25 protein-coding genes and 1 pseudogene are annotated in these 24376 nt (G+C 41.7%); 17 read left to right on the forward strand and 9 right to left on the reverse strand.

Annotated features, from left to right (window positions below):
* Positions 1 to 75: 75 nt before the first annotated feature.
* The 3 genes from RMY64_RS13825 (at position 76) to RMY64_RS13835 (ending at position 2127) form a co-directional block, all read left to right on the forward strand.
* Positions 76 to 252, forward strand: a complete 177-nt coding sequence (locus RMY64_RS13825; protein ID WP_322700315.1) for a hypothetical protein — start codon at positions 76 to 78, stop codon at positions 250 to 252.
* 128 nt (positions 253 to 380) lie between these two features.
* On the forward strand, positions 381 to 1385 hold the full coding sequence (locus tag RMY64_RS13830) for an aldo/keto reductase (protein ID WP_322672352.1): 1005 nt from the start codon (positions 381 to 383) through the stop codon (positions 1383 to 1385).
* A gap of 7 nt (positions 1386 to 1392) precedes the next feature.
* Complete coding sequence (locus tag RMY64_RS13835; RefSeq protein ID WP_322672351.1) at positions 1393 to 2127, forward strand: CatB-related O-acetyltransferase; 735 nt, start codon at positions 1393 to 1395, stop codon at positions 2125 to 2127.
* Positions 2128 to 2198: 71 nt separating this feature from the next.
* On the opposite strand, the gene RMY64_RS13840 is transcribed toward RMY64_RS13835, so the two are convergent.
* Together RMY64_RS13840 and RMY64_RS13845 are read right to left on the reverse strand one after the other, a co-directional pair.
* Entirely contained in the window at positions 2199 to 2573 is a 375-nt protein-coding gene (locus tag RMY64_RS13840) for a ferredoxin family protein (protein ID WP_322672350.1), read from the reverse strand.
* A 43-nt stretch (positions 2574 to 2616) separates the two neighbouring features.
* Positions 2617 to 2883, reverse strand: a pseudogene (locus RMY64_RS13845) (hypothetical protein); the annotation flags it as partial.
* Between the two features lie 357 nt (positions 2884 to 3240).
* Here RMY64_RS13845 and RMY64_RS13850 point away from each other — a divergent pair.
* The 4 genes from RMY64_RS13850 (at position 3241) to RMY64_RS13865 (ending at position 6150) form a co-directional block, all read left to right on the forward strand.
* The gene (locus RMY64_RS13850; RefSeq protein WP_322672349.1) at positions 3241 to 3522 is read left to right on the forward strand and encodes a hypothetical protein; all 282 of its coding nucleotides are present in this window, start codon (positions 3241 to 3243) and stop codon (positions 3520 to 3522) included.
* A gap of 182 nt (positions 3523 to 3704) precedes the next feature.
* Entirely contained in the window at positions 3705 to 4004 is a 300-nt protein-coding gene (locus tag RMY64_RS13855; protein WP_322672348.1) for a hypothetical protein, read from the forward strand.
* Between the two features lie 114 nt (positions 4005 to 4118).
* Positions 4119 to 5693: a group II intron reverse transcriptase/maturase gene (locus RMY64_RS13860; RefSeq protein WP_322672347.1), complete on the forward strand. Its 1575-nt coding sequence runs from the start codon at positions 4119 to 4121 to the stop codon at positions 5691 to 5693.
* 67 nt (positions 5694 to 5760) lie between these two features.
* Positions 5761 to 6150: a PadR family transcriptional regulator gene (locus RMY64_RS13865; protein WP_322700344.1), complete on the forward strand. Its 390-nt coding sequence runs from the start codon at positions 5761 to 5763 to the stop codon at positions 6148 to 6150.
* 556 nt (positions 6151 to 6706) lie between these two features.
* Here RMY64_RS13865 and RMY64_RS13870 read toward each other — a convergent pair.
* The gene (locus RMY64_RS13870) at positions 6707 to 7438 is read right to left on the reverse strand and encodes an SDR family oxidoreductase (protein WP_322672346.1); all 732 of its coding nucleotides are present in this window, start codon (positions 7436 to 7438) and stop codon (positions 6707 to 6709) included.
* 207 nt (positions 7439 to 7645) lie between these two features.
* Between RMY64_RS13870 and RMY64_RS13875 the strand changes: the two genes are divergently transcribed.
* On the forward strand, positions 7646 to 8575 hold the full coding sequence (locus tag RMY64_RS13875) for an AraC family transcriptional regulator (protein ID WP_322700316.1): 930 nt from the start codon (positions 7646 to 7648) through the stop codon (positions 8573 to 8575).
* Positions 8576 to 8632: 57 nt separating this feature from the next.
* On the opposite strand, the gene RMY64_RS13880 is transcribed toward RMY64_RS13875, so the two are convergent.
* Entirely contained in the window at positions 8633 to 9319 is a 687-nt protein-coding gene (locus tag RMY64_RS13880; RefSeq protein ID WP_322672344.1) for an HAD-IA family hydrolase, read from the reverse strand.
* A gap of 236 nt (positions 9320 to 9555) precedes the next feature.
* Between RMY64_RS13880 and RMY64_RS13885 the strand changes: the two genes are divergently transcribed.
* Together RMY64_RS13885 and RMY64_RS13890 are read left to right on the forward strand one after the other, a co-directional pair.
* Entirely contained in the window at positions 9556 to 10329 is a 774-nt protein-coding gene (locus RMY64_RS13885) for a glucosamine-6-phosphate deaminase (RefSeq protein ID WP_322700317.1), read from the forward strand.
* Positions 10330 to 10399: 70 nt separating this feature from the next.
* A complete protein-coding gene (locus tag RMY64_RS13890) occupies positions 10400 to 10642 on the forward strand; it encodes a hypothetical protein (RefSeq protein WP_322672342.1) in 243 nt (80 codons plus the stop codon).
* A 33-nt stretch (positions 10643 to 10675) separates the two neighbouring features.
* Here RMY64_RS13890 and RMY64_RS13895 read toward each other — a convergent pair whose 3' ends face one another.
* Entirely contained in the window at positions 10676 to 10990 is a 315-nt protein-coding gene (locus RMY64_RS13895; protein ID WP_104907687.1) for a hypothetical protein, read from the reverse strand.
* 365 nt (positions 10991 to 11355) lie between these two features.
* On the opposite strand from RMY64_RS13895, the gene RMY64_RS13900 reads away from it, so the two are divergent.
* Positions 11356 to 12438 carry a class I fructose-bisphosphate aldolase gene (locus tag RMY64_RS13900; RefSeq protein ID WP_322700318.1) on the forward strand — a complete coding sequence of 361 codons (1083 nt, stop codon included), beginning with the start codon at positions 11356 to 11358 and terminating at the stop codon, positions 12436 to 12438.
* A 119-nt stretch (positions 12439 to 12557) separates the two neighbouring features.
* On the opposite strand, the gene RMY64_RS13905 is transcribed toward RMY64_RS13900, so the two are convergent.
* Entirely contained in the window at positions 12558 to 13226 is a 669-nt protein-coding gene (locus tag RMY64_RS13905; protein WP_322700319.1) for a ribonuclease T2 family protein, read from the reverse strand.
* Positions 13227 to 13525: 299 nt separating this feature from the next.
* Between RMY64_RS13905 and RMY64_RS13910 the strand changes: the two genes are divergently transcribed.
* The gene (locus tag RMY64_RS13910) at positions 13526 to 14692 is read left to right on the forward strand and encodes a pyridoxal phosphate-dependent aminotransferase (protein WP_322700320.1); all 1167 of its coding nucleotides are present in this window, start codon (positions 13526 to 13528) and stop codon (positions 14690 to 14692) included.
* Positions 14693 to 14947: 255 nt separating this feature from the next.
* Here the strand turns inward: RMY64_RS13910 and RMY64_RS13915 are convergent, their stop codons facing one another.
* The 3 genes from RMY64_RS13915 to RMY64_RS13925 all read right to left on the reverse strand — a co-directional run bounded on the left by RMY64_RS13915 (position 14948) and on the right by RMY64_RS13925 (position 17707).
* The gene (locus RMY64_RS13915; protein WP_322672338.1) at positions 14948 to 15205 is read right to left on the reverse strand and encodes a transcriptional regulator; all 258 of its coding nucleotides are present in this window, start codon (positions 15203 to 15205) and stop codon (positions 14948 to 14950) included.
* A gap of 337 nt (positions 15206 to 15542) precedes the next feature.
* On the reverse strand, positions 15543 to 16109 hold the full coding sequence (locus RMY64_RS13920) for a Uma2 family endonuclease (RefSeq protein WP_322700345.1): 567 nt from the start codon (positions 16107 to 16109) through the stop codon (positions 15543 to 15545).
* Between the two features lie 428 nt (positions 16110 to 16537).
* Entirely contained in the window at positions 16538 to 17707 is a 1170-nt protein-coding gene (locus RMY64_RS13925) for a tetratricopeptide repeat protein (RefSeq protein WP_322700321.1), read from the reverse strand.
* Positions 17708 to 18127: 420 nt separating this feature from the next.
* Between RMY64_RS13925 and RMY64_RS13930 the strand changes: the two genes are divergently transcribed.
* From RMY64_RS13930 to RMY64_RS13950, 5 genes are all read left to right on the forward strand, one after another.
* The gene (locus RMY64_RS13930) at positions 18128 to 19390 is read left to right on the forward strand and encodes a proton extrusion protein PcxA (RefSeq protein ID WP_322700322.1); all 1263 of its coding nucleotides are present in this window, start codon (positions 18128 to 18130) and stop codon (positions 19388 to 19390) included.
* A 209-nt stretch (positions 19391 to 19599) separates the two neighbouring features.
* Positions 19600 to 20076, forward strand: coding sequence for a hypothetical protein (locus tag RMY64_RS13935; RefSeq protein WP_322684132.1), 477 nt, complete (start codon positions 19600 to 19602; stop codon positions 20074 to 20076).
* Between the two features lie 378 nt (positions 20077 to 20454).
* A complete protein-coding gene (locus RMY64_RS13940; RefSeq protein ID WP_322672334.1) occupies positions 20455 to 21324 on the forward strand; it encodes a polyphosphate kinase 2 family protein in 870 nt (289 codons plus the stop codon).
* Positions 21325 to 21470: 146 nt separating this feature from the next.
* Entirely contained in the window at positions 21471 to 22097 is a 627-nt protein-coding gene (locus tag RMY64_RS13945; RefSeq protein WP_322700323.1) for a chemotaxis protein CheB, read from the forward strand.
* A gap of 337 nt (positions 22098 to 22434) precedes the next feature.
* Entirely contained in the window at positions 22435 to 24330 is a 1896-nt protein-coding gene (locus RMY64_RS13950; RefSeq protein ID WP_322700324.1) for a CheR family methyltransferase, read from the forward strand.
* Positions 24331 to 24376 lie beyond the last annotated feature (46 nt).

Here is a 24376-nt window from a genome sequence, read left to right on the forward strand (position 1 = left end):
GGCTCTAAAACTATCGATAAGTATAACTATATTAAAAATTTTCTTGAAATTTTAAAACTATACACTATTTGAACTATGAGCTTTAGCCGCAGCCCTGGTTGGATTCACGGTGGCGATCGCTTTGTAGATCCGAGAGATTTTACCAACAGCCCCCTCTCCACACCATTTCCTGATTTCCTGTTCCATATTTATCATTTATATGCAATTCTTAATATTATAGCTAATAACTCCGGTAAATCGATTGATATATAGTATTTTGTATCCTGGCTTTTGCAAAGCAATGCTCATAGCTCTGCAATACTCTAGGCAAATCACTGTCAAAAGGCTATATAAATATCACAACCTTATTAAGCATCCCAACAAAAAGTAGAGCAAACCGTATGACAAAATATGTAAATCTTGGCAAAACTGGACTCAAAGTATCCCGGATTACACTAGGCACGATGACTTATGGCTCGCGTAAATTGCGCGAATGGGTATTAGAAGAAGAAGAAAGTCGTCCATTTATCAAACTGGCTTTGGAATTGGGGATTAATTTCTTTGATACCGCCGATGTCTATTCCTTGGGTGCTAGTGAAGAAATTGTCGGACGAGCGCTGAAAGACTTTGCTAAACGAGATCAAGTTGTGATTGCTACTAAAGTACATGGCAAAGTCGGCGATGGGCCTAACGATCGAGGACTATCTCGCAAACATATTTTTGACAGCATTGATGCTTCTTTGCGGCGGCTACAAACTGATTATGTAGACTTGTACCAAATTCACCGTTGGGACTATGAAACACCCATTGAAGAAACCCTAGAAGCACTGCATGATATTGTCAAAGCAGGTAAAGTCCGTTACTTAGGAATTTCTAGTGTTTACGCATGGCAGTTTGCTAAAGCTCTTTATACAGCAGATATTCACGGCTGGACTCGTTTTGTATCAATTCAAAATCACTACAACTTAGTTTATCGGGAAGAAGAACGAGAAGTGATACCCTTAGCCCTAGATCAAGGGATTGGTATTATTCCTTGGAGTCCCTTGGCGCGGGGCTTTTTAGCAGGGAATCGCAGTAAGTCAGACCATGGCCAAACATTGCGGGCAAAAACTGACGAATTTGCTCACAATCTCTACTATCAAGATTCAGATTTTAAAGTAGTCGATCGCGTAGTTGAATTAGCCGGAAAACGGGGTGTGAAACCCACACAAATTGCCCTAGCTTGGCTATTGCATCAACCAGGTGTGACATCTCCGATAATTGGCGCTAGTAAGATAGAACATCTTAAAGAGGCTGTGGAGGCAGTGGATTTAGAGCTTTCTGATCAAGAGCGCAAATTCTTAGAAGAACCTTACACACCCCATCCTATACTAGGGCATCAGCATCCATCTGGAAATCGCCCATAGAGTAATCTTGCACCAGGCGACTGAAAGTCACGGCTACACAGGTAAAACCCGCCTACGCGGGTTAAAAACCTTGATTTTACCTTTTATGACTATGCTTGAATACGCGCCTCCTCCGATTTGGCTAAATGCTCACATTCAAGACCCGCGTATCAAGGTTGGAGATTACACCTACTTCGATCGGCACATCAGTTTAGCAATATTTACCCCTGACGACCGGATTGAGATCGGAAAGTTTTGTTCTCTGGCTAAGGATATCATCATTTTTGCTGGAGGAAACCATATTATGACAAGAGTAACGACATTTCCTTTCAAGTGGTTATCCGCAGAAGCTGTGCCAGAAGAACGTTACACCGATGCGGCTTCTAAGGGGGCAACGATTATTGGTCATGATGTTTGGATTGGGTATGGGGCAACGATTTTATCAGGGGTGAAAATTGGCAACGGTGCAGTTGTAGGCGCACAGGCTGTTATTGCTTCCGATGTTCCTGCCTATGCAATTGTGGTGGGTAATCCAGCTAAGATAATTCGGTATCGGTTTAAACCTGAAACGGTAGAACGGTTGCTAGAACTATCTTGGTGGGATTGGGAGTCAGCGAAGATTGCGGCTAATTTAGATTTGCTATATACCAACCCGGATGAGTGGCTACCAGAGATCCAGTGGAAAGAGCCACAAGGAGATGTATTGAAATTTATCGGGATGCCACCAGCAGAACAACACGATGGAGCGGATGTTTCTGTTTAATTACTTGTCGATGGCATCCATTCAAAATCGCTCCGCCTCCGTTAAGATATCTGCGAGCCTATCGGCGAAATTTATTCAGCCAGGGGAGTGTCAATCAATCTTGCATTATCCTGCCTTACCCTATTCAAAATTCTAAGTTGTTGAGTTGGATCTTTGTCAGTCCCTCCCATTTTGCCATGATGCCAACCCATGTTACGGGTGTAACTACCAAGCAAGTTTTGGGTAATTAACTGTTCTGTATCAACCTTATCGTCCAGCTCGGCATAAGGCGACACATAAAGCGCATCAACAGGGCAATACAACTCGCACAAAAAACAAGTCTGACAATCTGATTTACGAGCAATTACGGCTATTCCATCGTCTCCAGAATCAAAGACATCGCGCGGACAAACTTTCACGCAGATATCACAGCCGATACAGCGATCGCTATCAACAATTTCAATCATTACGCTACCTCTTGCAACTGATTTTCTGCGGCGACAACCATAACATCATCGATACCACTTCATGCACTACCTCACAACCTGAACCTATCAAAATGATGACTCGTTCTGCATCAATTGCGCCATGATAATCAAGCAAGTGATAGTGTCTGGTTGTCTGTGCGGCAAACTTATCCATATAAGATTGCATGATATTGGGACAAGCAGCGTAGTAGGGATTTACTGTTTCCCTTGCTTGGAAATAAACGTCGGGATTTTGGGCAGTTTTGCGCAATACTGGGCGATCGGGGGATAGCGCCCTTGCCCGAATGGCACTAAGAAAAGCTGAAACCTCCTTGCTGGCAGGGTGTAGGGTGTAGGGTGTAGTTTTAAGACAATTAAATTTTACTTGCCTCAAGGAGTTCAACATCTTATTAATTCCCCACACCCTCTCATGCAGCTAGATCATGGGTTTGCCCTTAACAAGCCTGCCATTCCGCCCTTGCCCGATGTTCCAGAATGAATTGGCAGTCAGGCCCCATTTTATACGTATTTCGTCATGACCCCAAGTGCAGACTCTTGGCTAGTGGAAGCTGCTTTCGTTACAAATCTTCATCAAAATCCTATTCCGATATATCGCGATATATTCTGATATATCGTATATTAGAGAAAGTTGATTTGAGATTTACTTATGTTTAGACATTTTCGGTCACGTTTTGGCGCACCTGCATGGGCAGGAGTTAACGAAGAGGATTCATTGCTTGTCAGGTCTTGGTTTGGACATGGCAACCATCATGACAAGCATCATGGTAGACATCATGACAAACGCTTTGATAATGAAATGTTTGGTCGTGGTTGGGGAGATGAATACCGGACTCGTCGGGGTGACATCAAGTTCATTCTGCTGGAACTCTTATCCGAGCATCCTAGTCATGGTTACGACCTGATTAAAGAGATGGGTGCGATTCGTTGATTAGTGAATCACGGTAATCAGTCCGCAAATAACTAATCCAGCCCGACAGCAGATTACTGTCACTAAAGGGCTGAACTCTCGGTCAGATGCAAGTGCAAGTCTTGCCATTCAGACTCAGAATTGACTCCTTATCTGCCCACACCGAACAAGCTCGGTTCTTGTAGAGTGAAGCTGGGAACAGGGTGCAATCAGACAGCCGTTACGGGCTGACACTGGCGCTAACAGGGAGTTCCTACGGTGAAACCGGGTCTAGAAAAGCAACCTATTTGAGAGCAGGGCGTAACATAAAAAACCTTGACTTCACTGGAGAATTAATTCCCGCCGCATCTCCATTTTATAGCGGTAAGAGTCCTGGGAATCCAGTGGTTGAATTGACCACACCTAACGGAACAACGCCACATGCTACAACGGGGGGAACCCCCGCAACGCAGTGGCTCATCAATCTCTCCGAGGGAACGAATAAAAACGAGTTGTGGGTCTAGGGGCGGATTCGTTCCCCAAAGTAGACCAGACGAGCGGATTAACCCCCACAATTCGGGTAGGACAGACCGTAATTGGTCTGAGGTGTTCAGAAAATACAAACTCTAGAAGAGAAAATGATTAGACACAGTAAACATACTAGTGAATCTTGGAGAGCTTTACCGTGGAAGAAATTCCGCCGAAATCTTTTCCGCCTTCAAAAGCGCGTATTTAAAGCGGTTCAAGTTGGAGACAAGCGGAAGGCTAGGTCACTCCAAAAGCTTATTCTTAAATCCACCTCGGCTCGATTTCTTGCAATTAGACTTGTATCTCAGCTAAATACTGGCAAAAAGACGGCGGGTATTGATGGTAAGAAATCCCTCTCATTTGAAGAACGCTTCAACCTTGAAGAACTACTGAAAATGAATAGTGGAAATTGGAAGCATCAAGGACTACGGGAAATCCCCATCCCCAAGAAGGACGGGACTACCAGAATGCTAAAGATACCAACCATCGCGGATAGAGCTTGGCAATGCCTAGCAAAATATGCACTCGAACCAGCACATGAAGCCACTTTCCACGCCAGGAGTTACGGGTTTAGAACTGGGCGCTCTGCCCACGATGCACAAAAATACATCTTTAATAACCTCCGTTCTGCTTGCAATGGAATAGAAAAACGAGTTATAGAACTCGATATCGAGAAGTGCTTCGACAGGATTAATCACTCAGCAATAATGGAAGAACTCATTGCTCCAAAAGGCTTAAAACTCGGAATATACCGATGCCTCAAGGCAGGTGTAAATCCAGAATTCCCTGAACTTGGAACACCCCAAGGGGGAGTGGTCAGTCCGTTACTAGCTAATATCGCGCTCAACGGCATTGAAAGTATACACAGATACAACAAGGATCAAGGGTATATAATCACTAATAAAACCCCATCCAGTAGGATCGTCGAACCATCAGTCCGATACGCGGATGATATGGTCATTATACTTCAACCCAAAGATGACGCGACAGAAATACTTGAAAGAATCAGCGAGTTCCTCCGCAAACGCGGAATGAATGTAAGCCAAAAGAAAACCAAAGTTACCGCCGCGACAGATGGGTTTGATTTCCTCGGCTGGCACTTCAAAGTCCAGAAAAACGGAAAGTTTAGATGTATTCCCTCAGTGGATAACTACAAAGCATTTCGTAAGAAAGTAAAACACATCGTCAACAACTCGAATTATGGTGCTACCACAAAGGCTGAGAAATTAGCTCCGGTAGTTAGAGGTTGGAGAAATTACCATAAGTTCTGCAAGATGGACGGGTCGAGAAACTCGCTATACCACATCGAAACAAGAGCTTACAAGGTATTCAACAAGGAAGCCAAGCAAAACCGCTACTCTAGCAAGAAACTACTAGACAAAGCATTCCCAGCAGTTTCCCACTCCGAAAACAAACACGTCTCAGTCAAAGGAACAAAATCCCCCTATGACGGAGACACAGCCTACTGGAGCGAACGTAAAAGCAAGCTCTACGACGGCGAGACCTCTAAAGCCCTTAAGAAGCAAAACCATAGATGTGCTTCCTGTGGTCTGAAATTTATCGATGAGGAACGGGTACACCTGCATCACATCGACGGAAATCACGCTAACTGGAAGAAAAATAATCTCGAAGCAACTCATGAGAGTTGCCACGATTATAAACACATGAGCAAAAGCAAAAGCTGAGAACATCGGAAGCTGGGTGCGGTGAAAGTCGCACGCCCAGATTTAACTGAGAGGTGCGGGGAATAATATCCCCCATCGACTCAACCAAACTCGTTACGGTGGTTTCCGTCGCCTCAGTCCTGGCTCAGTGTATCCAACACTCCAATTGTTGGAAGAAGGAGGTTATCTCAAGAGCGCACAGGAAGGGGGCAAGCGGATTTATACGATTACGGATGAGGGTAAACAATTATTGGCAGAACGTTCCCAACAAGAACCTTCAGACACTCCTTGGGATACCTTCAAAAGTTTTGTTACAGGTAAGCCCCAAGAGTTTATTGAGTTGCGGAATGCCGCCACAGAGTTAGCTGCTGCAGTGGTGCAGGTTGCTCGTAGTGGTAATATGGAGCGGATAAATCGGGTACGGGAGCTTTTAGAGCAAGTTAAACGGGAAATTTACGCGATTCTGGCTGAAAAATAAGTAGAGGCTCGTAGTAAGACCTTAGTCGAATGGCACGCTTGTAAAGCTGAAAGCTCGTCTGGGCTGGGTGTTGGGGGTAGGGTGTCGGGTGTCGGGAAAAATCAAGAAAAGTAAATATGAGTGGGGATACAAATAAATTTCTGACTCACTACACCCAACACCCGACACCCCACACCCAAAAGCCTGATATATAATGGGTTTCCCGTTATCTTAGTGCCATTCGACCTTAGTCCTTATTTTCTAAGCAGCAAATTGCTTACTACAAACCCTCTAGTACTTTGCTCACGCTGTCGATCGCATTAGCGTTCGCTGTCCAACATCTGCATTTAATGTTCAGGGTAACTGAAACTTTTGGGTAGTCATATCATGTCCGGTTAAAGACTTATCATTAAGACGGCAGGGGAACAGTTCTTGCTGGGGGCAGGGGGAAAGAGGGTTTCCTGGTTTTTGCACAGATGCGGGAATTATAACTAATTAGGCGGACATGATATCACATAGCGGTTCTCAGTTGTTTTACTGCTAGCTTAGGTTGAAAATTCTCTGCATCTTTGCGTAACTATACGCTGGCTGTAGGACGCACGATAATCTCATTCACATCAACGTCATCCGGTTGTTCGATTGCAAAGGCGATCGCTCTGGCGATCGCTTCAGCCGGAAGCGCAATCTTGCGGAATTCCTGCATACCTTTGACAGCTTCGGCGTCAGTAATGCTATCGGCAAGTTCTGACTCCGTTACGCCTGGCGAAATAACTGTAACGCGAATGTCAGTATTTTCCTGACGCAGCCCCTCCGAAATTGCCAACACCGCGAACTTAGTGGCTGAGTAAACGGCGCAGGTTGGCCAGACAGCGTGTCCGCCGATGGAGGACAGGTTGACGAACTGGCCAAATCCTTGGCGTTTCATCAACGGTAGCCCAGCAGCAATGCCATTGAGTACGCCACGGATGTTCACGTCAATCATCAAGTCCCATTCATCAACTTTCAGCGCTTCTAGCTTCGAGAGCGGCATAACACCTGCATTGTTGACGATGACATCAATGCGGCCAAATTTGCTCTGAGCAAATTCTACAAAGGCTTGGAAGTCGGCGCGATGAGTAACATCAAGGGTCTGATACTCCGCCGAGCCTCCCTCAGAGCGGATTGTAGCCACGAGGGTTTCTAGGCGCTCCGTGCGTCGTGCGCCCAGGATGACGTGGATGCCCTTACGAGCGAGTAGACGTGCTGTTGCCTCACCGATACCGCTACTTGCGCCCGTAATCAGTACTACTTTCTGTTGGTTGGTAGTCATAAAACTGGATCTCCAAGTTGTTGTATTTTATAGCACACTCTTAATTTAAGAGAGTCAAAGCTTGATGCGGTAATCTGAACCTACGAAATTCTTGCCTAATCCTGCATTTTTTTTCATTGTTTATCATAAAAAAATAAGCTAACATCAGCGGTCAAATAGATTGTGGCTCCCTGAATGTTAGTTTCATAAAGGATTTCAAACGAAATTATGGAACAGACTGTTAGAAAGCAGCAGTCCGAGCTAGCTGCTCTGATTGCACAAAACAGTAATGGAGATGGTGTCCATCCCACAGCGATCGAGCGGTTATTCCTGATCCGTTCCTTACAACCAACTGCACCTCTCCATGCCCTGCATGAGCCTGCTTTGTGCATTGTCGCTCAGGGCAAGAAACAGGTAATGTTGGCAGACAATCTGTATGTTTATGGTCAAGACCAATATTTGGTGGTGTCCATCGATCTGCCTGTTGTCGGTCAAGTGATTGAAGCAACGCCAAGCGTTCCGTATCTGTGTCTTCGGCTCGATTTAGATATGGGAGAACTCAGTACACTGATGATGGAGGCAAAACTAGACGCTCCAGCGAACGAACCACTGGAACCGGGCTTGTCTATTAATCCTGTTAGTCCGCAACTGCTTGATGCTGCAATCCGACTTGTACGATTGTTGGAAACGCCTCAAGATATTGCCATCCTTGCACCTTTGATTGTCCGAGAAATTCTCTATCGTTTGTTATCTGGCGAACACAGTGCTAGATTGCGACAGATTGCTTTAGTCGATAAACAATTCCAAGCAATTAGCAGAGCGATCAACTGGCTGAAATGGAACTACGAAAAACCATTTCGGATCGATACGATCGCTCGTGAAGCGCGCATGAGTCCCTCGTCACTTCATCATCACTTCAAGTCTGTCACCACCATGAGTCCTTTGCAATATCAAAAACAACTTAGGCTTCAACAAGCCCGTCGTCTGATGCTGGGGCAAGGTATGGATGCGGCAACAGCTAGTCATTATGTGGGTTATGAAAGCCCGTCACAGTTCAGCCGTGAATACAGTCGCTTGTTCGGCGCACCACCGTTGCGTGATATGGCTCGGTTAAAAAGTGGAGTTTTTGGGGATGGGGAGAAATCAATTAAAAATTAAAAATTAAAAATTAAAAATTAAAGAATTTCTGCCTTCTGCCTCCTCTGCCCCATGTCCTCAAAAATTAGAAGCGATCGCATTTAAATCTGGCTCGATGAGTGAGTTTAGCAATGTCCACAACTGCAAATCAGTAAAGTCTGGAATTGCCATAAATGCACCGACTGATTGCAAAATTTGCGGATCGTGGGTGGAGGCGATGCCAATGGTGCGAATATCTGCGCCCACTGCGGAACGAATACCAGAGGGAGAGTCTTCTAAAGCGATCGCTTCTTCTGCTGTAATCCCCAATTTATTCAGGGCAACTTGGTAGGGCACAGGATCGGGTTTACCTGCAATACAATCATCCGCTAAAACAACTGTATGGAAAGCTTCTTTTATCCCCAAAACCTCTAGCATAAATTCTGCATTTAATCTAGGAGCATTAGTTACTAATGCTCGTTTTAATTGATGTGTTTCTGTCCATGCTAGTAGTTCAGAAAATCCATTTAGCGGTTTGAGATGTGGGGCGAGTTTGCGGAAGAACGCTTCTTTTTCGTCTGCAAATTGTTGCCCTTCTGCTGCTGATAATTGTGGCAGAATGTCTTTAACAATTTCTGGATTTAGCCTTCCACTAATTCGGGATTTATAAAATGTTTCGTCTATTTCTATGTTGTAATTTAACAGCATTTCCCGCCAAGCTCGGTAGTGTATGGGGTCAGTGTTGACAATAGTGCCGTCTAGGTCAAAAAGAATTGCAGCCAGCATGATTTTTCGGTAAAATGTAAATAATTGTTAACTTAATTTAAATAGTTTACATTGTTTTTTGTCTTTAGTGATTGTTCCTGCGCTAATACGGGGATTGGGGACTGGAGAATAAAATTTCAAGAGTTAGTAATTAATCTGCTAAATCCTAAAATCTATACTGGATAGGGCATATAAGAGCAGACAGGTAAAACCTCTGGGCAAACTGCTGTATAATTGATAACCTTCTTCGTAAGCAAATGGTAGCCGCCACAAACTTTTTTCGTGTTGACGATTTACTAGTACAGATTTACAACTCTGAAGTCGAAATGGCTGAGGATGTTGCCGAAATCGTGCAAAAATATTTACAGCAAGTTCTTAATCTTCAGGATACAGCTGCTGTATTGTTAGCTACAGGTAACTCCCAACTCAAATTTCTTGATGCTTTGATTGCATTGGGTGGTGTAGATTGGTCGCGGATTATTCTGTTCCATCTAGATGAATATTTGGGAATTACTGCCGATCATTCTGCTAGTTTTCGGCGTTATATGCGAGAACGTGTAGAGAATCGGATTAATCCTAAGCAATTTCACTATATAGAAGGTGATACATTACAACCAGTAGCAGAGTGCGATCGCTACACCAAATTATTGCAAGCACAACCGATTGACTTATGCTGTCTTGGTGTTGGCGAAAATGGACATTTAGCTTTTAACGATCCGGCTGTAGCAAATTTTCAAGATCCTTACAGCGTGAAACTGGTAAAATTGGATACTATGAACCGTCAGCAACAAGTAAGTACAGGTCACTTTCCGAATTTAGAAAATGTTCCACAGTATGCTTTTACTGTCACCATCCCAACAATTTGTTCGGCTAAAAAAATTATCTGTCTTGCTCCAGAAAAACGTAAAGCGAATGTGGTAAAAGATATGCTGCAAAGCTATATCGGTACAGACTGTCCAGCTTCTATTCTTCGTCAACAACCACAAGCGACGTTGTTTTTAGATGTTAATTCTGCTAGTAGACTAGAATAAATTTAAACTTATTAACACATCAATCTTCCAAGCTAATTATTGCACTAATGCACGAGCGCATTCAGAAGCTTTGCAAAGTGGCGGATTTTTCTTTGCTGACATTCAAAACAACCAAGTAGATGCTACTGGACAAGCTATTCTACGTTTTATCGCCGCTCAAGGGGAACGGGCTATAGTCAGCTGCCAAACTCTATTGCAACAGTTCCCCGATGCTGATATTACTTTCAACTTGCTGTTGCAACGGGAGTTAATTGAGGAAGTTGACGACGGCTATCGCTTTCAAGTGGAGTTTATTCGTCGCTGGCTTATTTGAATCATGTCTGATAATGTTAACTTCTGACAAATATTACTTGTGCTGGCGTAATTGCTCTACTATATATTCTTCTAGTTCTTGTTTTTCTCTGTTACTAGCATTTCGTTGATAAGTTCTTCCAGTTTCTTGAATAAACCTACGTTTCTCGCTGGGAGAAGATTTGAGTTTACCTCCAGTTCCTTGCAGCTTTTGCTGTAATTCTTCCCAAGTTTTTTCACCCACACTTTCACCTAGTTTGACCAGTGCCTTTGGGAGTAACATTTTTGCTTCTCTTTGAAAATCTTCTTCTGTCTCAAGAGAAGCTAAATCTATATTGCTAAAGTCGATATCGATTTGAAACTTACTCATACAATTGTATTTATTTTGTTCAAAATTATTACCCAAATCCGGGAAAGATGGGTTTTCAATTTTCAGTTACGATCGCAAGATAGTATAATTGTACTGTTTGATGTTGGTAACTGAAGTTGAAAATATCAATTCCGAAAGTTGATTTAATACTTCCGGTAGTATAGCCTTACTTATTCATTCATCACAAGATTCTCGGCTTATTGAAACAAGTGGGAAATCTCAGCCTTTTGGTTTTCATTTATAAAAGAAGATTGCTATATATTCAAAAAGAATACACATAACTAATGACCGTACAAGCAAGTTAGCAATATTGGAAATGCTATCTTAAAAACAAGGTCATTTGCTCAGTTTTTGAGGATAATACTATGACTACAACGCTCAAAGAGCCTAATTTTATTGAATCATTGCTAGGTAAAGAGGCTGAAGACCTGCTTACTTACAAAGCAAAAGTTTCTCGTGATTTAATACATTTACCGGGCCCAGACTTTGTAGATCGCATCTGGCTCAATAGCGATCGCAATCCTCAAGTATTGCGTAATATCCATTTACTTTACTCTACTGGTCGTCTGGCAAACACAGGTTATCTCTCGATTTTACCAGTAGACCAAGGGATTGAACACTCAGCTGGTGCGTCTTTTGCGCCCAATCCGATTTACTTCGACCCAGAAAATATTCTCAAGCTAGCGATCGCCGCAGGTTGCAATGCGGTTGCTACCACTTTGGGAACATTAGGCATTGTATCACGGAAATATGCCCACAAAATCCCCTTTATTGCCAAAATCAATCACAACGAATTGCTGACTTTCCCCAATCAATTTGACCAGGTATTGTTTGCGGATGTAGAACAAGCTTGGAATTTAGGGGCGGCTGCCGTTGGTGCAACAATTTACTTTGGTTCCGAGAATTCTACCAGACAAATTCAGGAAATCAGCAAAGCTTTTAAACGCGCCCATGAACTGGGTTTGGCGACTATTCTCTGGTGCTATCTGCGGAATAACGCTTTTAAACAAGATAAAGATTACCACCTTGCGGCTGACCTCACCGGACAAGCGAATCATTTGGGTGTAACCATTGAAGCTGACATTATCAAACAAAAGTTACCCGAAAATAACAATGGTTACGGTGCAATTGTCAAAGCCACTGGTAAGAGTTACGGCAAAACCGATGAGCGGGTTTACACAGAGTTGACAACCGATCACCCAATTGATTTAGCTCGTTACCAAGTACTGAATTGCTACTCTGGGCGTGTTGGGTTGATTAATTCTGGTGGCGCGACTGGTAAAAATGATTTCGCCGAAGCAATACGCACCGCCGTAATCAACAAACGCGCTGGTGGTTCAGGATTAATTTCTGGGCGAAAAACCTTCCAACGTCCCTTTGAGGATGGTGTAAAACTGTTTCATACGATTCAAGATGTTTATTTGTCGCCAGATGTGACGATCGCTTAGGGAACGGGGAGTGGGGAGCAGGGGAAGACAAGGGGACAAGGAGATAAACAAAACTCTTAACTCTTAACTCAGCACTCCTAACGCCCAATGCCCAATGCCCTATTCCCTATTCCCCATTTTTATCTAACGTTTCTCAATAAGAAATCTGGCTGGCCACAACTTTTTTGCGATCGCTTCAAAATTTCGGCGCTACAAATACCAGGTTCGCCGTTTTTGGAATAACAAAAGAAGACTTCTTGCAAAAATCTTCCCGAACCAGAACAAAAAGGTGCTATACCATCAGCAGTAATTTGATTATTCGCACTCAAAAATGAATTTTTAAAATTTGTAATTGTGGTACGCACGGGTTTATTAGGACGATTATAAGCTGCGGGAATAGCGATCGCATCTTTTAATTTTTTACTCAATCCCAAGTACTCCACAGGAGTTTTACCCGAACAAGTACCATGTTTTTCCCATTCATGATCGGGAAGTTTAGGGCTAGGAAACAAATCGGGAAACCGCCGCTTTACTTCTGACGGTAATTTTTGCGTGGAACAATTAGCAGGATAACCAGTTTGGTACTGCGGCCACAAACCATGTAGTACAAAACCAAGTTTCCTTCCAGAACCACACTGCTGCTTGTCACGGCTACCATTTGCCGCACAATAATCCGGCGACCAAGAGAGTGTTAGTACATAAAAATCAAATTTCCCCGGAGTACCGCGATTTTGAGCAATGGCAGCATTAGGTATAAAAAGACCAGTAATTAGCAGAGAAGATGCAATTAAAAGTTTCTTAATCTGCATATAAACAATTAGTTTTCACTAAAAATCAAGTTATATACAATACATCCTTAAGAGTCAATAATCAAACTGCTTTGCGGAGTCATTTGTCATTGGTCATTTGTCATTTGTCATTGGGCGTTAGGAGTGCTGAGTTAAGAGTTAAGAGTTTTGTTTATCTCCTTGTCCCCTTGTCTCCCCCTGCTCCCTGCTCCCCTGCTCCCTCATCTCGCCAATCCTCAACGAATTTAGAAAAAGCAAATCTTGGTAGGAATTCTGGGATATCCTTAGATAAGTGAAAGATTTGCCAAAAAATAGTAAGAATGAAGCTGGCAGCAAGAGTAAGTCAGGTAACACCTTCATTAACCTTAGCGATCGCAGCCAAGGCTAAGGCACTGAAGGCGGAAGGAATAGATGTTTGTAGTTTTAGCGCTGGAGAACCAGATTTTGATACTCCAGCACATATTAAAGCCGCAGCAGTCAAAGCTTTGGATGAAGGCAAAACCAAATATGGTGCAGCAGCCGGAGAACCAAAGTTAAGGGAAGCGATCGCCCACAAGCTTAAAACCGACAACGGTCTTGATTACAAGTCTGAGAATGTCATCGTCACCAATGGCGGTAAGCATTCTCTGTACAACTTAATGGTGGCATTGATCGATCCAGGTGATGAGGTAATTATCCCTGCACCCTACTGGCTAAGTTATCCCGAAATGGTGACTTTGGTCGGTGGAGTCCCGGTGATTGTGCCTACAGATGCGACGACGGGTTATAAAATTACTCCCGAACAACTCCGTAAAGCAATTACGCCGAAGACGAAGTTATTTATCCTCAACTCTCCATCTAATCCCACTGGGATGGTGTACACGCCAGATGAAATCAAAGCACTGGCGCAGGTAATAGTTGATGCAGATATCTTTGTTGTCTCTGATGAGATTTACGAAAAGATTCTCTACGACGGTGCAGAACACATCAGCATCGGTTCTCTGGGGAAGGAAATTTTTGACCGCACTTTGATTAGTAATGGGTTTGCGAAAGCTTATTCTATGACTGGGTGGCGTCTGGGCTATTTAGCGGGGCCTGTGGAAATCATTAAAGCAGCCAGTACCATCCAAGGGCATAGTACATCTAACGTGTGTACCTTTGCCCAATATGGTGCGATCGCGGCGCTACAAAGTTCTCAAGATTGTGTCGAAGAAATGCGTCAAGCCTTCGCCAAACGGCGACAGGTAATGCTAGACAGACTCAACGCTATTCCCGGATTGAGTACTGCAAAACCAGATGGCGCTTTTTATCTGTTTCCTGATATCAGCAAAACCGGTCTAAAATCTTTAGAATTTTGTGACGCTTTGTTGGAAGAACATCAAGTTGCAGTCATTCCCGGAATTGCTTTTGGCGCTGATGACAACATTCGCCTTTCCTACGCCACAGATATGGCGACGATTGAAAAGGGAATGGATAGATTAGAGAAATTTGTCAAGTCGCGTATTTAGTTGGTTGTCATTTGTCAGTTGTCACTTGTCATTTGTGAGGAGCATTTCTCTACTCTTCGACTTTTTAACTCCACCTTTTCGACTCAGAACTGGTGGAGTTCATTTTGAAATCTCAAGTTTCGTGTTCTGAAGTTCAAGTTTCGTGTTCCGAAGCTCAAGTTTCGTGTTCCGAAGCTCAAGTTTCGTGTTCCGAAGTTCAAGTTTCGTGTTCTGATGCTCAAGTTTCGTGTTCCGAAGCTCAAGTTCCAGGGATTTTTAGTAAAACATCGCTTGTTTCATTGGCTCTATGTCATTTAAAAACAACTCACGGGATTCAAGATAATATAAGATTGCTTCAATAGGATCTCGTGCTTCGATTGGATAATACCTTTGTTCGTATGCTTTCACAAGCGTAGTTAAAACTTCCAAGCGGTCAAACTCTGGTGTATTTAGTTCTGCATCAAACAATCTTTCAATTTCATCAAGTGCAGCACGATAATCAGCTTCGGTGTGGATAAGATAGGTTTCAAGCATAGGTATTACTTCCTCAGATACTTATTGCATCTACGTTGTTGTATTATTTAAAAAATTATGCCCGTGAAGGCAATTATGCTGCCAACATCACCGAATATGAACAAAATATACGAAATAACTTTATTTCTTTATTCATAAAATAATGGAAAGTTTGATACTGCCAAAAGTTTTGATTTTAACTTTTGGGTTGGTATTTTTAGATTAGGTAACAATCGGGGAGAACTAGGGGAGGCAAGTCTTGAGACTATAAGTCAATACAGTTAAGTTAACTGTATTGAAGTATACTTCAGTCTGATGTTTTGTGTTTCCAGCTTCAAGTTTTTGAAGTTCTGGATATTCACACAAACAACCGCGCTACAGTGCAAACAAAATTTGGTAACAGAGGTGAAGAGAGGTCATCTGTTGCGAATAATGTTGCTATTAATTTCAGAACTGCTTTTTCTCGGCGATACACTTCAACCTGTTGTAATTGCCAGTTTAAAATCCAATATTCTTGAACTCCTCTAGAAGCATATAATTTTAGCTTGACTTCGCGGTCGCGTCGCTCGTTTTGGACTCCAGGGGAAAGTACTTCTACAACTAGTTCTGGCGCTCCCGTTAAATGTCCTTCTTGGTCAAGTAAAATGGCAAGGCGTTCTTTACTTACCCAAACCACATCGGGAATAACATTATCTGCATCAGTAAAAATAATTCCTGGTGTTGGGACAGCCTCACCAAGACCTGTTGAGAGTGACCAAGTTCTTAATTCTGCATAAATATTACCAGTAGCTTTTTGATGTCCCCAATGCGCTGCCCTAGTCACAAATAATTCCCCATCGATAATTTCGTAGCGATTACCGTTATCTGGCAATAACTCTAAGTCTGCACTTGTCCAACGTATCCGTTCATCAATGGTTTGGCTCATCGAAACCTCTGAATTTGTCATTTGTCATTTGTCACTTGTACTGAGCGAAGTCGAAGTATTTGTCATTTGTCACTTGTACTGAGCGAAGTCGAAGTATTTGTCATTTGTCACTTGTACTGAGCGAAGTCGAAGTATTTGTTATTTGTTATTCTCCTCCATACCCTATGCCCAATGCCCCATGCCCGAATGTCACTAAGAAAACGTGAAACCTCGTGTTTGGCAGGGTGTTGGGGGTAGGGTGTTGGGTGTAGTGTTTAAGACAATTAACCTTTAGTTGCGTCAAGGAGTTCAACATTTTCTTGATTCCCTACACCCTACACCCTACCCCCCACACCCTCTCATCCGGTTAGATCAGGGGTTTGTGCTTAACAAGCGTGCCATTCGCCCCATGCCCCATGCCCCATGCCCCATGCCCCATGCCCAATGCCCTACATCAACTGCATCTCCTGCAATCCCTGGCGTAGTCTCTTCGCTTCTTCGGGATTATACCTTTCGTGAAGGGCGATCGCTTTTTTAAAAGCTGCTAAACTATCTTGATGATTGCCAACTTTCAGCAACACTACCCCCAAATTTTGATATGCTTCGGCATAGTTGGGATTTAAGGTAATTGCATGTTGATAATATACGATCGCATCTGCAAATAAACCCAAAGCCTTAAATGTCATCGCCAAATTATAATGTCCAAAAACAAAAGTGGGATCGATTTTCAAAGCTGTGATATAAGCAGTTTTCGCACCGTTGAAATCTCCTGCTGCTTTGAGTAAGTTACCCAAGTTGTTGTATGCTCCTAGTTTGAGCATGGGATAAATTGGCAATTTGATGGCAGCTTGATAGTGATAAATCGCCTGTGGGGATTTTTGCAAGCGACTGTAGGCAATGCCTAAATGATAGTGGAGTTCATATAAAATATCGTAGTTGTCTTCAGCAACGGTGATTCCATGTCTTAGCAAATCCATACCTTGAGAAATTTTCCCAGTTTGCACATACAACGCTCCTAATTTACTGCAAACATAAGGATCGTTGGGATGAGTTGCGAGAAACCCTTCCATCGCTATAGCAGCTTTGGCATATTTGTTATTTTGAGCGATCGCACTTTTTTGATATCCTGTGTGTACAAGGGCAACCCCAGGTAAATAACCTATTTGCCAATGGGGTTCTTTGGTTAAAATTTCTGACACACTATCATCTACCAAGGCATGGTAAGGACGGTCAAAACGAATATCTGGATGATTGCGAAATAGCCTGGAAACCAGAGAATAAGGAGATTGTTCTGCACCAACTTCTTGGCGGACGAGGTTGAGGAGCAAATATTCATCTCTTGCGATCGCCTCTCGTAACTGCGGTACAATTGTTGGAGTTAGAGTTTCATCAGCATCTAATACCAAAATCCAATCACCAGTGACATATTTGAGAGCTGCATTCCGGGCAGCACTGAAGTCATTACACCATTTAAAATGATGAACTTTTGCACCGAGTTGTTGGGCAATATTGGGAGTGCGATCGATTGAGCCTGTATCCAAGACTATCATTTCATCCACTACTTTTCTCACACTGCTCAGGCATTTAGGCAGTGTTGCTGCTTCGTTTTTCACAATCATGCATAGACTCAAACTCATAATTTAAAACTTGGGAGTGGCGAGTAGTGAATAGAAGGATAAGGGAGATGAGAAAGCAACATCTTTACTTCCTATTCCCTTTAACAGTGATAGACTCTGCATAGTGAAAAATTTGCTTTGATTGTGAAATGTTACAATCAAGGCTTTTATATAGAGCATAAATACTGACCTCTAGTGTCAATAATGACAGTGTAATGGATAAACTGCCAATATAAATAACCAGTGCCAATCTATGCCGCATCTGATACAGGTAATATAAAATTGCTAGCGTAGACGTAGCCCTTCCTAGACATCGCATCAGGGAGTATTACCTGAATCTGGATGGACTAACTATTTAGCTGTATTACCCATTTTTTATGATTATATAACTATAATACACATTATCTAAAAGTCATATATGTAATGAAAAACTCACTTACCAGAACATTCCAAAAATATTTGCGATCGCTTAAGCGTTGGTTTTCAGATACGCCAGAAAGGGCACTTTTAGAAGCTTACCAAGCAGCTCAGAGAATTAAAAACGTTGAGAACGAACATTTTGATAACAAAAAAATATCTTTACAATCAGTAAATTATACTGAAAATGTCATGTCTTATTGGCAAGTATATCTTAATAAGAACCTAACTATTATTAAGTTCAGGCTTGCAGAATTTCAGCTTAGTCGGGGAATTGTCAATATTTCTAATTCGGTTTTATTAGAGAAATTGAAGATTATTGATGAAGTAGTAGAGAAATATGCTATCAAAGATGAAGTAATTAACAATACTTCTTTAGTGTCAACTTATCAGCCTTTAAACATTAATGATAACGAAATAAAAAAACAGCTAAATTCATCTAATATAAACGATTCTCAAATTAACCCTCCAATTCCAAAACCTAGATTGCCTAAGAATTCTATCGGCAGAAGGATTAATAAAATTCAAGCAGATTTTGCACCGCAGACAGAAGAAGAATTTATCAGGAATTATCGTCTTTCTAAAGGTAGAACAATAATTGCCCTGCGATTTTTGATAGTTCTCATTCTTGTACCGCTTTTAACTCAATATTTTTCTAAAGAATATATTGTAAGTCCAATACTAGAAAGGGTTAGAGGAGATAATGCAACTACAATATTCATCAATTCTGATATGGAAAAAGAAGCTCTCCATGAATTTCATAATTTTCAAGAAGAATTGAGATTTGAATATTTTATTAATCAAGCACCAGCACTTTCTTCAGAGTTAACACAAGAAAAAATTAAGAGTAAAGCACTTGAAATCTCGGAAGAATTTAGCAGAAAAAGTAATAGTAGTATTAGTAATGTTTTTGCAGATTTAATATCACTTTTTTCTTTTGGCATAGTTATCGCCATGAGCAAAAGAGAAATTGCGATCCTTAAGTCTTTTATGGATACCATTGTCTCTGGTCTGAGCGATAGTGCCAAAGCTTTTTTAATTATTCTGTTTACAGATATATTTGTCGGATTTCACTCACCAGATGGGTGGGAAGTCCTGCTTGCAGGATTGGCAGAACATTTAGGTCTACCACCCACTAGAAATGTAATCTTTTTCTTTATTGCTACATTTCCTGTGATTTTAAATACTATCTTTAAATATTGGATATTCCGCTATCTCAGTCGTTTATCTCCATCGGCATTAGCTACATTAAAAGAAATGGACGAGTAATTGGTAATTATCCAACACCTAAATTCACTTACTTTGAGTAAAAAATATGTTTTTCCCTATAAATCAATTAATTACGAATTACATTAGCGTTGCGCTAACGAGTCCACGAACGTTATTACGAATTACGAATTACGAATTACGAATTATTTTCACGCATTTGTCTTTTGATTCGCTAGGCTATGTATATCCTGGTTTTTCCGAAGTATACTATGGATTTTGAAAGCAAAGCTAATGCCTCAACTCCTACAGACAACATAGAGTTTGCTCAACCAACTACTACCCGTAAGCCACTGGAACTGCTGCGAGATACTGAGGCTTTACTTCGTCGCCCAACTGTAGCGAAACTGTCGCCGATTTTGCCATCAAAACTGAGTAATAGATTCCAAGCAGCCTCATCTTTGGCGGATGACTCCTTTAAGGAACTGGCAGAAATTGACCTAAATACTATTAATGATTTTGAACTGCGTTCTGCACGAATTTTTATTGGCTTGAGCCTTGTTGGTTTTGGGGCACTGATGATATTGATGCTGCTGCTATACTTAAATACATTGCATCCAAAAACCAGTACAGTTGTACAAATTCGGCAATATTGGTATCAATATATTTGGTTTGTCTGTTTAGGTATTACGGGGATGTTTATCTTGGGACGTGAAGCAATGCGTCCTATGCCAAAGCGACGGAAGTAAGTAGATGAGAATAAATCGAAGTAAATTAAGTAATGTAAGAAATCTGGTTTTTACCCCACCCTAACCCTCCCCTTTCCAAGGGGAGGGAACTAGATTTTCCAGTTTCCCCCCTTTACAAGGGGGGATTAAGGGGGGTAATTCAACTTATGTGTACACCGTAGCCAATGCATCGGGGGAATTAAGGGGGGTAATTCAACTTGTGTGTACACCGTAGCCTTTATAAGGGGAGGGCTGGGGAGGGGTGATTCAAGGATTTTTGCAAGAGGACTAAAGTCCTCACTACAAACTTTTAATTATTTACGTTGCTTTATTTAACTTTCAGGGATTAACGCTTCAAAATGTGCTTGGGTATTAAATAGCTGTTAGGAGATTTTATAGATGAATCATGATGCTTTCATTGTTCCACCTGGTTCAAAGATTTCTCTGAAAAAAAACTATGACCCAGCTTATAAAACTGATTTTCATCAAAAAGCTGATGCTGCAACCAAATTACAGGTAGATATTGAACGACTAGCTAATTACCAAAATATTCTCTATGCTCAAAACACCTATGCTCTGTTGATTATTTTTCAGGCAATGGATGCTGCTGGCAAAGATAGCACTATTAAACACGTAACTTCTGGTGTTAATCCACAGGGATTTCAGGTGTTTAGTTTTAAGGGACCCAGTGCGGAAGAATTAGACCATGACTACTTGTGGCGCTCAATGAAAGCTCTGCCAGAAAGAGGAAGAATTGGCATATTTAACCGCTCATACTATGAAGAAGCGCTAGTGGTTCGCGTCCATCCAGAAATGCTTCAAAAACAACAACTTCCTTACATTCCTAATGGCAATAAGATATGGAAACAGCGTTTTGAAGAAATCAATAACTTTGAAAAATATTTGGTTGATAATGGTGTAATCATTTTGAAGTTTTTTCTAAATGTCTCTAAGTCAGAGCAGAAAAAACGCTTTTTAGCACGGATTGACTCTCCTAATAAAAATTGGAAGTTTTCAGATAATGATGTCCGAGAACGAGCTTTTTGGGATGATTATATGAATGCTTATGAAGAAGTTTTTAATAATACTAGTACTAAATCGGCACCGTGGTATATTATCCCTGCCGATCGCAAATGGTTTACACGGCTAACCGTTGCCAATATTATCTGCACAAAATTAGAAGAACTAAATCTGCAATACCCAACAGTTAGTGAGGAACATAAGCAGCAACTTTTGGAAGCGAAACGTATTCTAGAGCAGGAAGATTAACCTGTGAATTCGATCGCTAAAGGTAAAAAAATGCTGAAGTAGTTCAAATATCCTGTATAATATTATATGTAAATAATAAAAAATTGTAACTTAATTAATGCTATTTGTAACTAAAAAGTTACGCAAATAGTCATAGGCGCAAAATCATGATTGAAATGGCAGAAAATGCCAAAAATCATCCACCTCACTTTACTAATGCTGCCTTTGATATAGTGGCGATCGCAGCCTCCGCAGGCGGATTGACTGCTATAATTCAGGTGCTATCGACTTTAAAAGCAGAATTTCCCGCCGCGATCGCCATTGTGCAACACTTGGCTCCCGAACATCCGTCGTTTATGGCAGAAATTCTCAGTCGGCGCACAGATATTACTGTCAAACAGGCACAAGAAGGAGATTCCCTTACCCCAGGAACGGCTTACATTGCTCCACCCGATCGTCACTTGTTGGTTAATGGTGACGGTACACTTTCTTTATCAGAGTCGGAATTAGTACATTTTTTACGTCCTTCGGCTGACTTATTATTTGAATCAGTTGCAGCCACTTACAAAGACAGAGCGATCGCCCTTGTGCTAAGTGGAACGGGTAGCGATGGCACAATCGGAATAGAAGCAATTAAAAAAATGGGCGGTACTGTCATTGTCCAAGACGTAAAAACCGCCGAATTTGCGGGGATGCCCTCCGCCGCAATTAATACTGGTAATGTAGATTTTATTCTACCTCTTGATGAAATTTCTACCACCCTGGTAAGTTTAATCATGGGAAAATTTAACTAAACTCAGAGGCATAGGGACAGAGGAGTAGAGGAAATATGTATTAAAGTGCAACTAACTTAGTGTCAACATAGTTTAATGAGGCTTTGAACTCCATTAATGAGTCTTTGAACTCCGTTAATGAAGCTTAGAACTCCATTAATGAAGCTTAGAACTCCATTAATGAGTCTTTGAACTCCATTAATGAGGCTTTGAACTCCATTAATGAGGCTCAGAACTCCATTAATGAGGCTTTGAACTCCGTTAATGAAGCTTTGAACTCCATTAATGAGTCTTTGATACTTGTGGAAGCATAATCAAAACTCCACTCCTTTGTTCCTGCCCCCTGCCCCCTTAAACTATGACTTCCGCAGAAAAAGATCCTAAATTTGAAAATTTACTGGTTTATCTCAGACAAAGCCGGGGATTTGATTTTACAGGCTATAAGCGCTCGACTTTGATACGTCGAGTATTCAAGCGGATGCAGTCATTAAACATAGAAAATTTTGAAGAGTATCAAGACTATCTAGAAGTTTATCCTGAAGAATTTAATCATCTTTTCAATACGATTTTAATTAACGTCACCGCTTTTTTTCGAGATTCATCAGCTTGGGAAGAAATAGCAGAGCAAATACTGCCTAATCTGATTAACAATAAAAAAGCATCCGAGCAAATCCGTATCTGGAGCGCTGGCTGTGCTTCTGGAGAAGAAGCTTATACCCTAGCAATGTTGATGGCCCAAATATTGGGAGCAGAGGAATTTCGTCAACGAGTAAAAATCTACGCCACAGATGTAGATGAAGATGCTCTCAACCAGGCTAGGCAAGCCGTGTATTCAGAAAAAGATGTCCAATCTATACCAGATGAACTGCGGCATAAATACTTTGAATTTGTCGGGAACCGCCATGTTTTCCGCCAAGACTTGCGCCGCTCAGTGATTTTTGGTCGCCACGATTTGCTTCAAGATGCACCCATTTCGCGCTTAGATTTATTAGTCAGCCGCAATACATTAATGTATTTTAATTCTGAGACTCAAGGGCGAATTCTAGCCCGGTTTCATTTTGCACTAAATGAGAATGCCTATTTGTTTTTAGGAAAAGCAGAGATGCTATTGATGCATTCTAACTTGTTTACGCCGCTGGACTTGAAAAACCGAATATTTACTAAAGTATCGACAGTGAATTTACGCGATCGCCTTTTAGTTATGGCAAATCCCGCAGATGACGAATCTAGCAACCGTTTGGCTCGAAATGTCCGATTGCGAGATATGGGTTTTGACACAACTCCAATCGCCCAAATAGTCATTGATACCAATGGCACTCTGGTAATGGTGAACGAGCAAGCGCGAATTTTGTTCGCCCTTTTCCCCAAAGATTTAACTCGTCCCTTCCAGGATCTAGAACTTTCCTATCGGCCTGTTGAATTGCGCTCGCTAATTGAACGGGCTTATACCGAACGCCGCCCTGTGATCCTAACAAATGTAGAACGCTATATATCTAATACAGAAATTCAATATCTAGATGTACAAATTACGCCTTTACAAGAAACAGATAACAGCTTATTAGGAGTCAGTATTTCCTTTCATGATGTCAGCCGTTATATTAAACTTCAAGATGCGTTGAAACGTTCCCAACAAGAATTAGAAACTACCAACGAAGAATTACAATCTACCAATGAAGAATTAGAAACTACCAACGAAGAATTACAATCTACCAATGAAGAGTTAGAAACTACTAACGAAGAACTCCAATCTACCAATGAAGAATTGGAGACAATGAATGAAGAACTCCAATCTACTAATGAAGAATTACAGACAATTAATAGCGAACTGAACCAGCGCACCACAGAACTTAATCACACAAATATTAGTCTAATTTCTATTCTCAGAAGTCTGCAAACGGGAATAGTGGTAATTGACAGCAGCTTTAATATCTCTATTTGGAATTATATGGTAGAAGATTTATGGGGCTTGCGAACTGATGAAGTGATCGGCAAGTCTATTTTCAGCTTAGATATTGGGCTACCCGTCGAGCAGTTGCGATCGCCTATTCGTGAATCCCTATCCGGGAGAAAGCAGTTTCAAGAAACGATCCTCGATGCTACCAATCGTCGAGGTAGGCAAATAAAATGTTACCTGGCAATTACTCCGCTGTTTGGTGCTGAAATGCAAGGAGCAGTTTTGATGATGGTAGATGTAGAGAAAGTCAGCAGTATGATTTCTACTCAAGACATAGAGAAACGGCAGCAGCAGGAATGAGGGAGGCAGGGGGGCAGCACTTCGGCTACGCTCAGTGACCGGGGGG

Source organism: Nostoc sp. DedQUE08 (genome assembly GCF_034530895.1).
Classification (GTDB): domain Bacteria; phylum Cyanobacteriota; class Cyanobacteriia; order Cyanobacteriales; family Nostocaceae; genus Nostoc.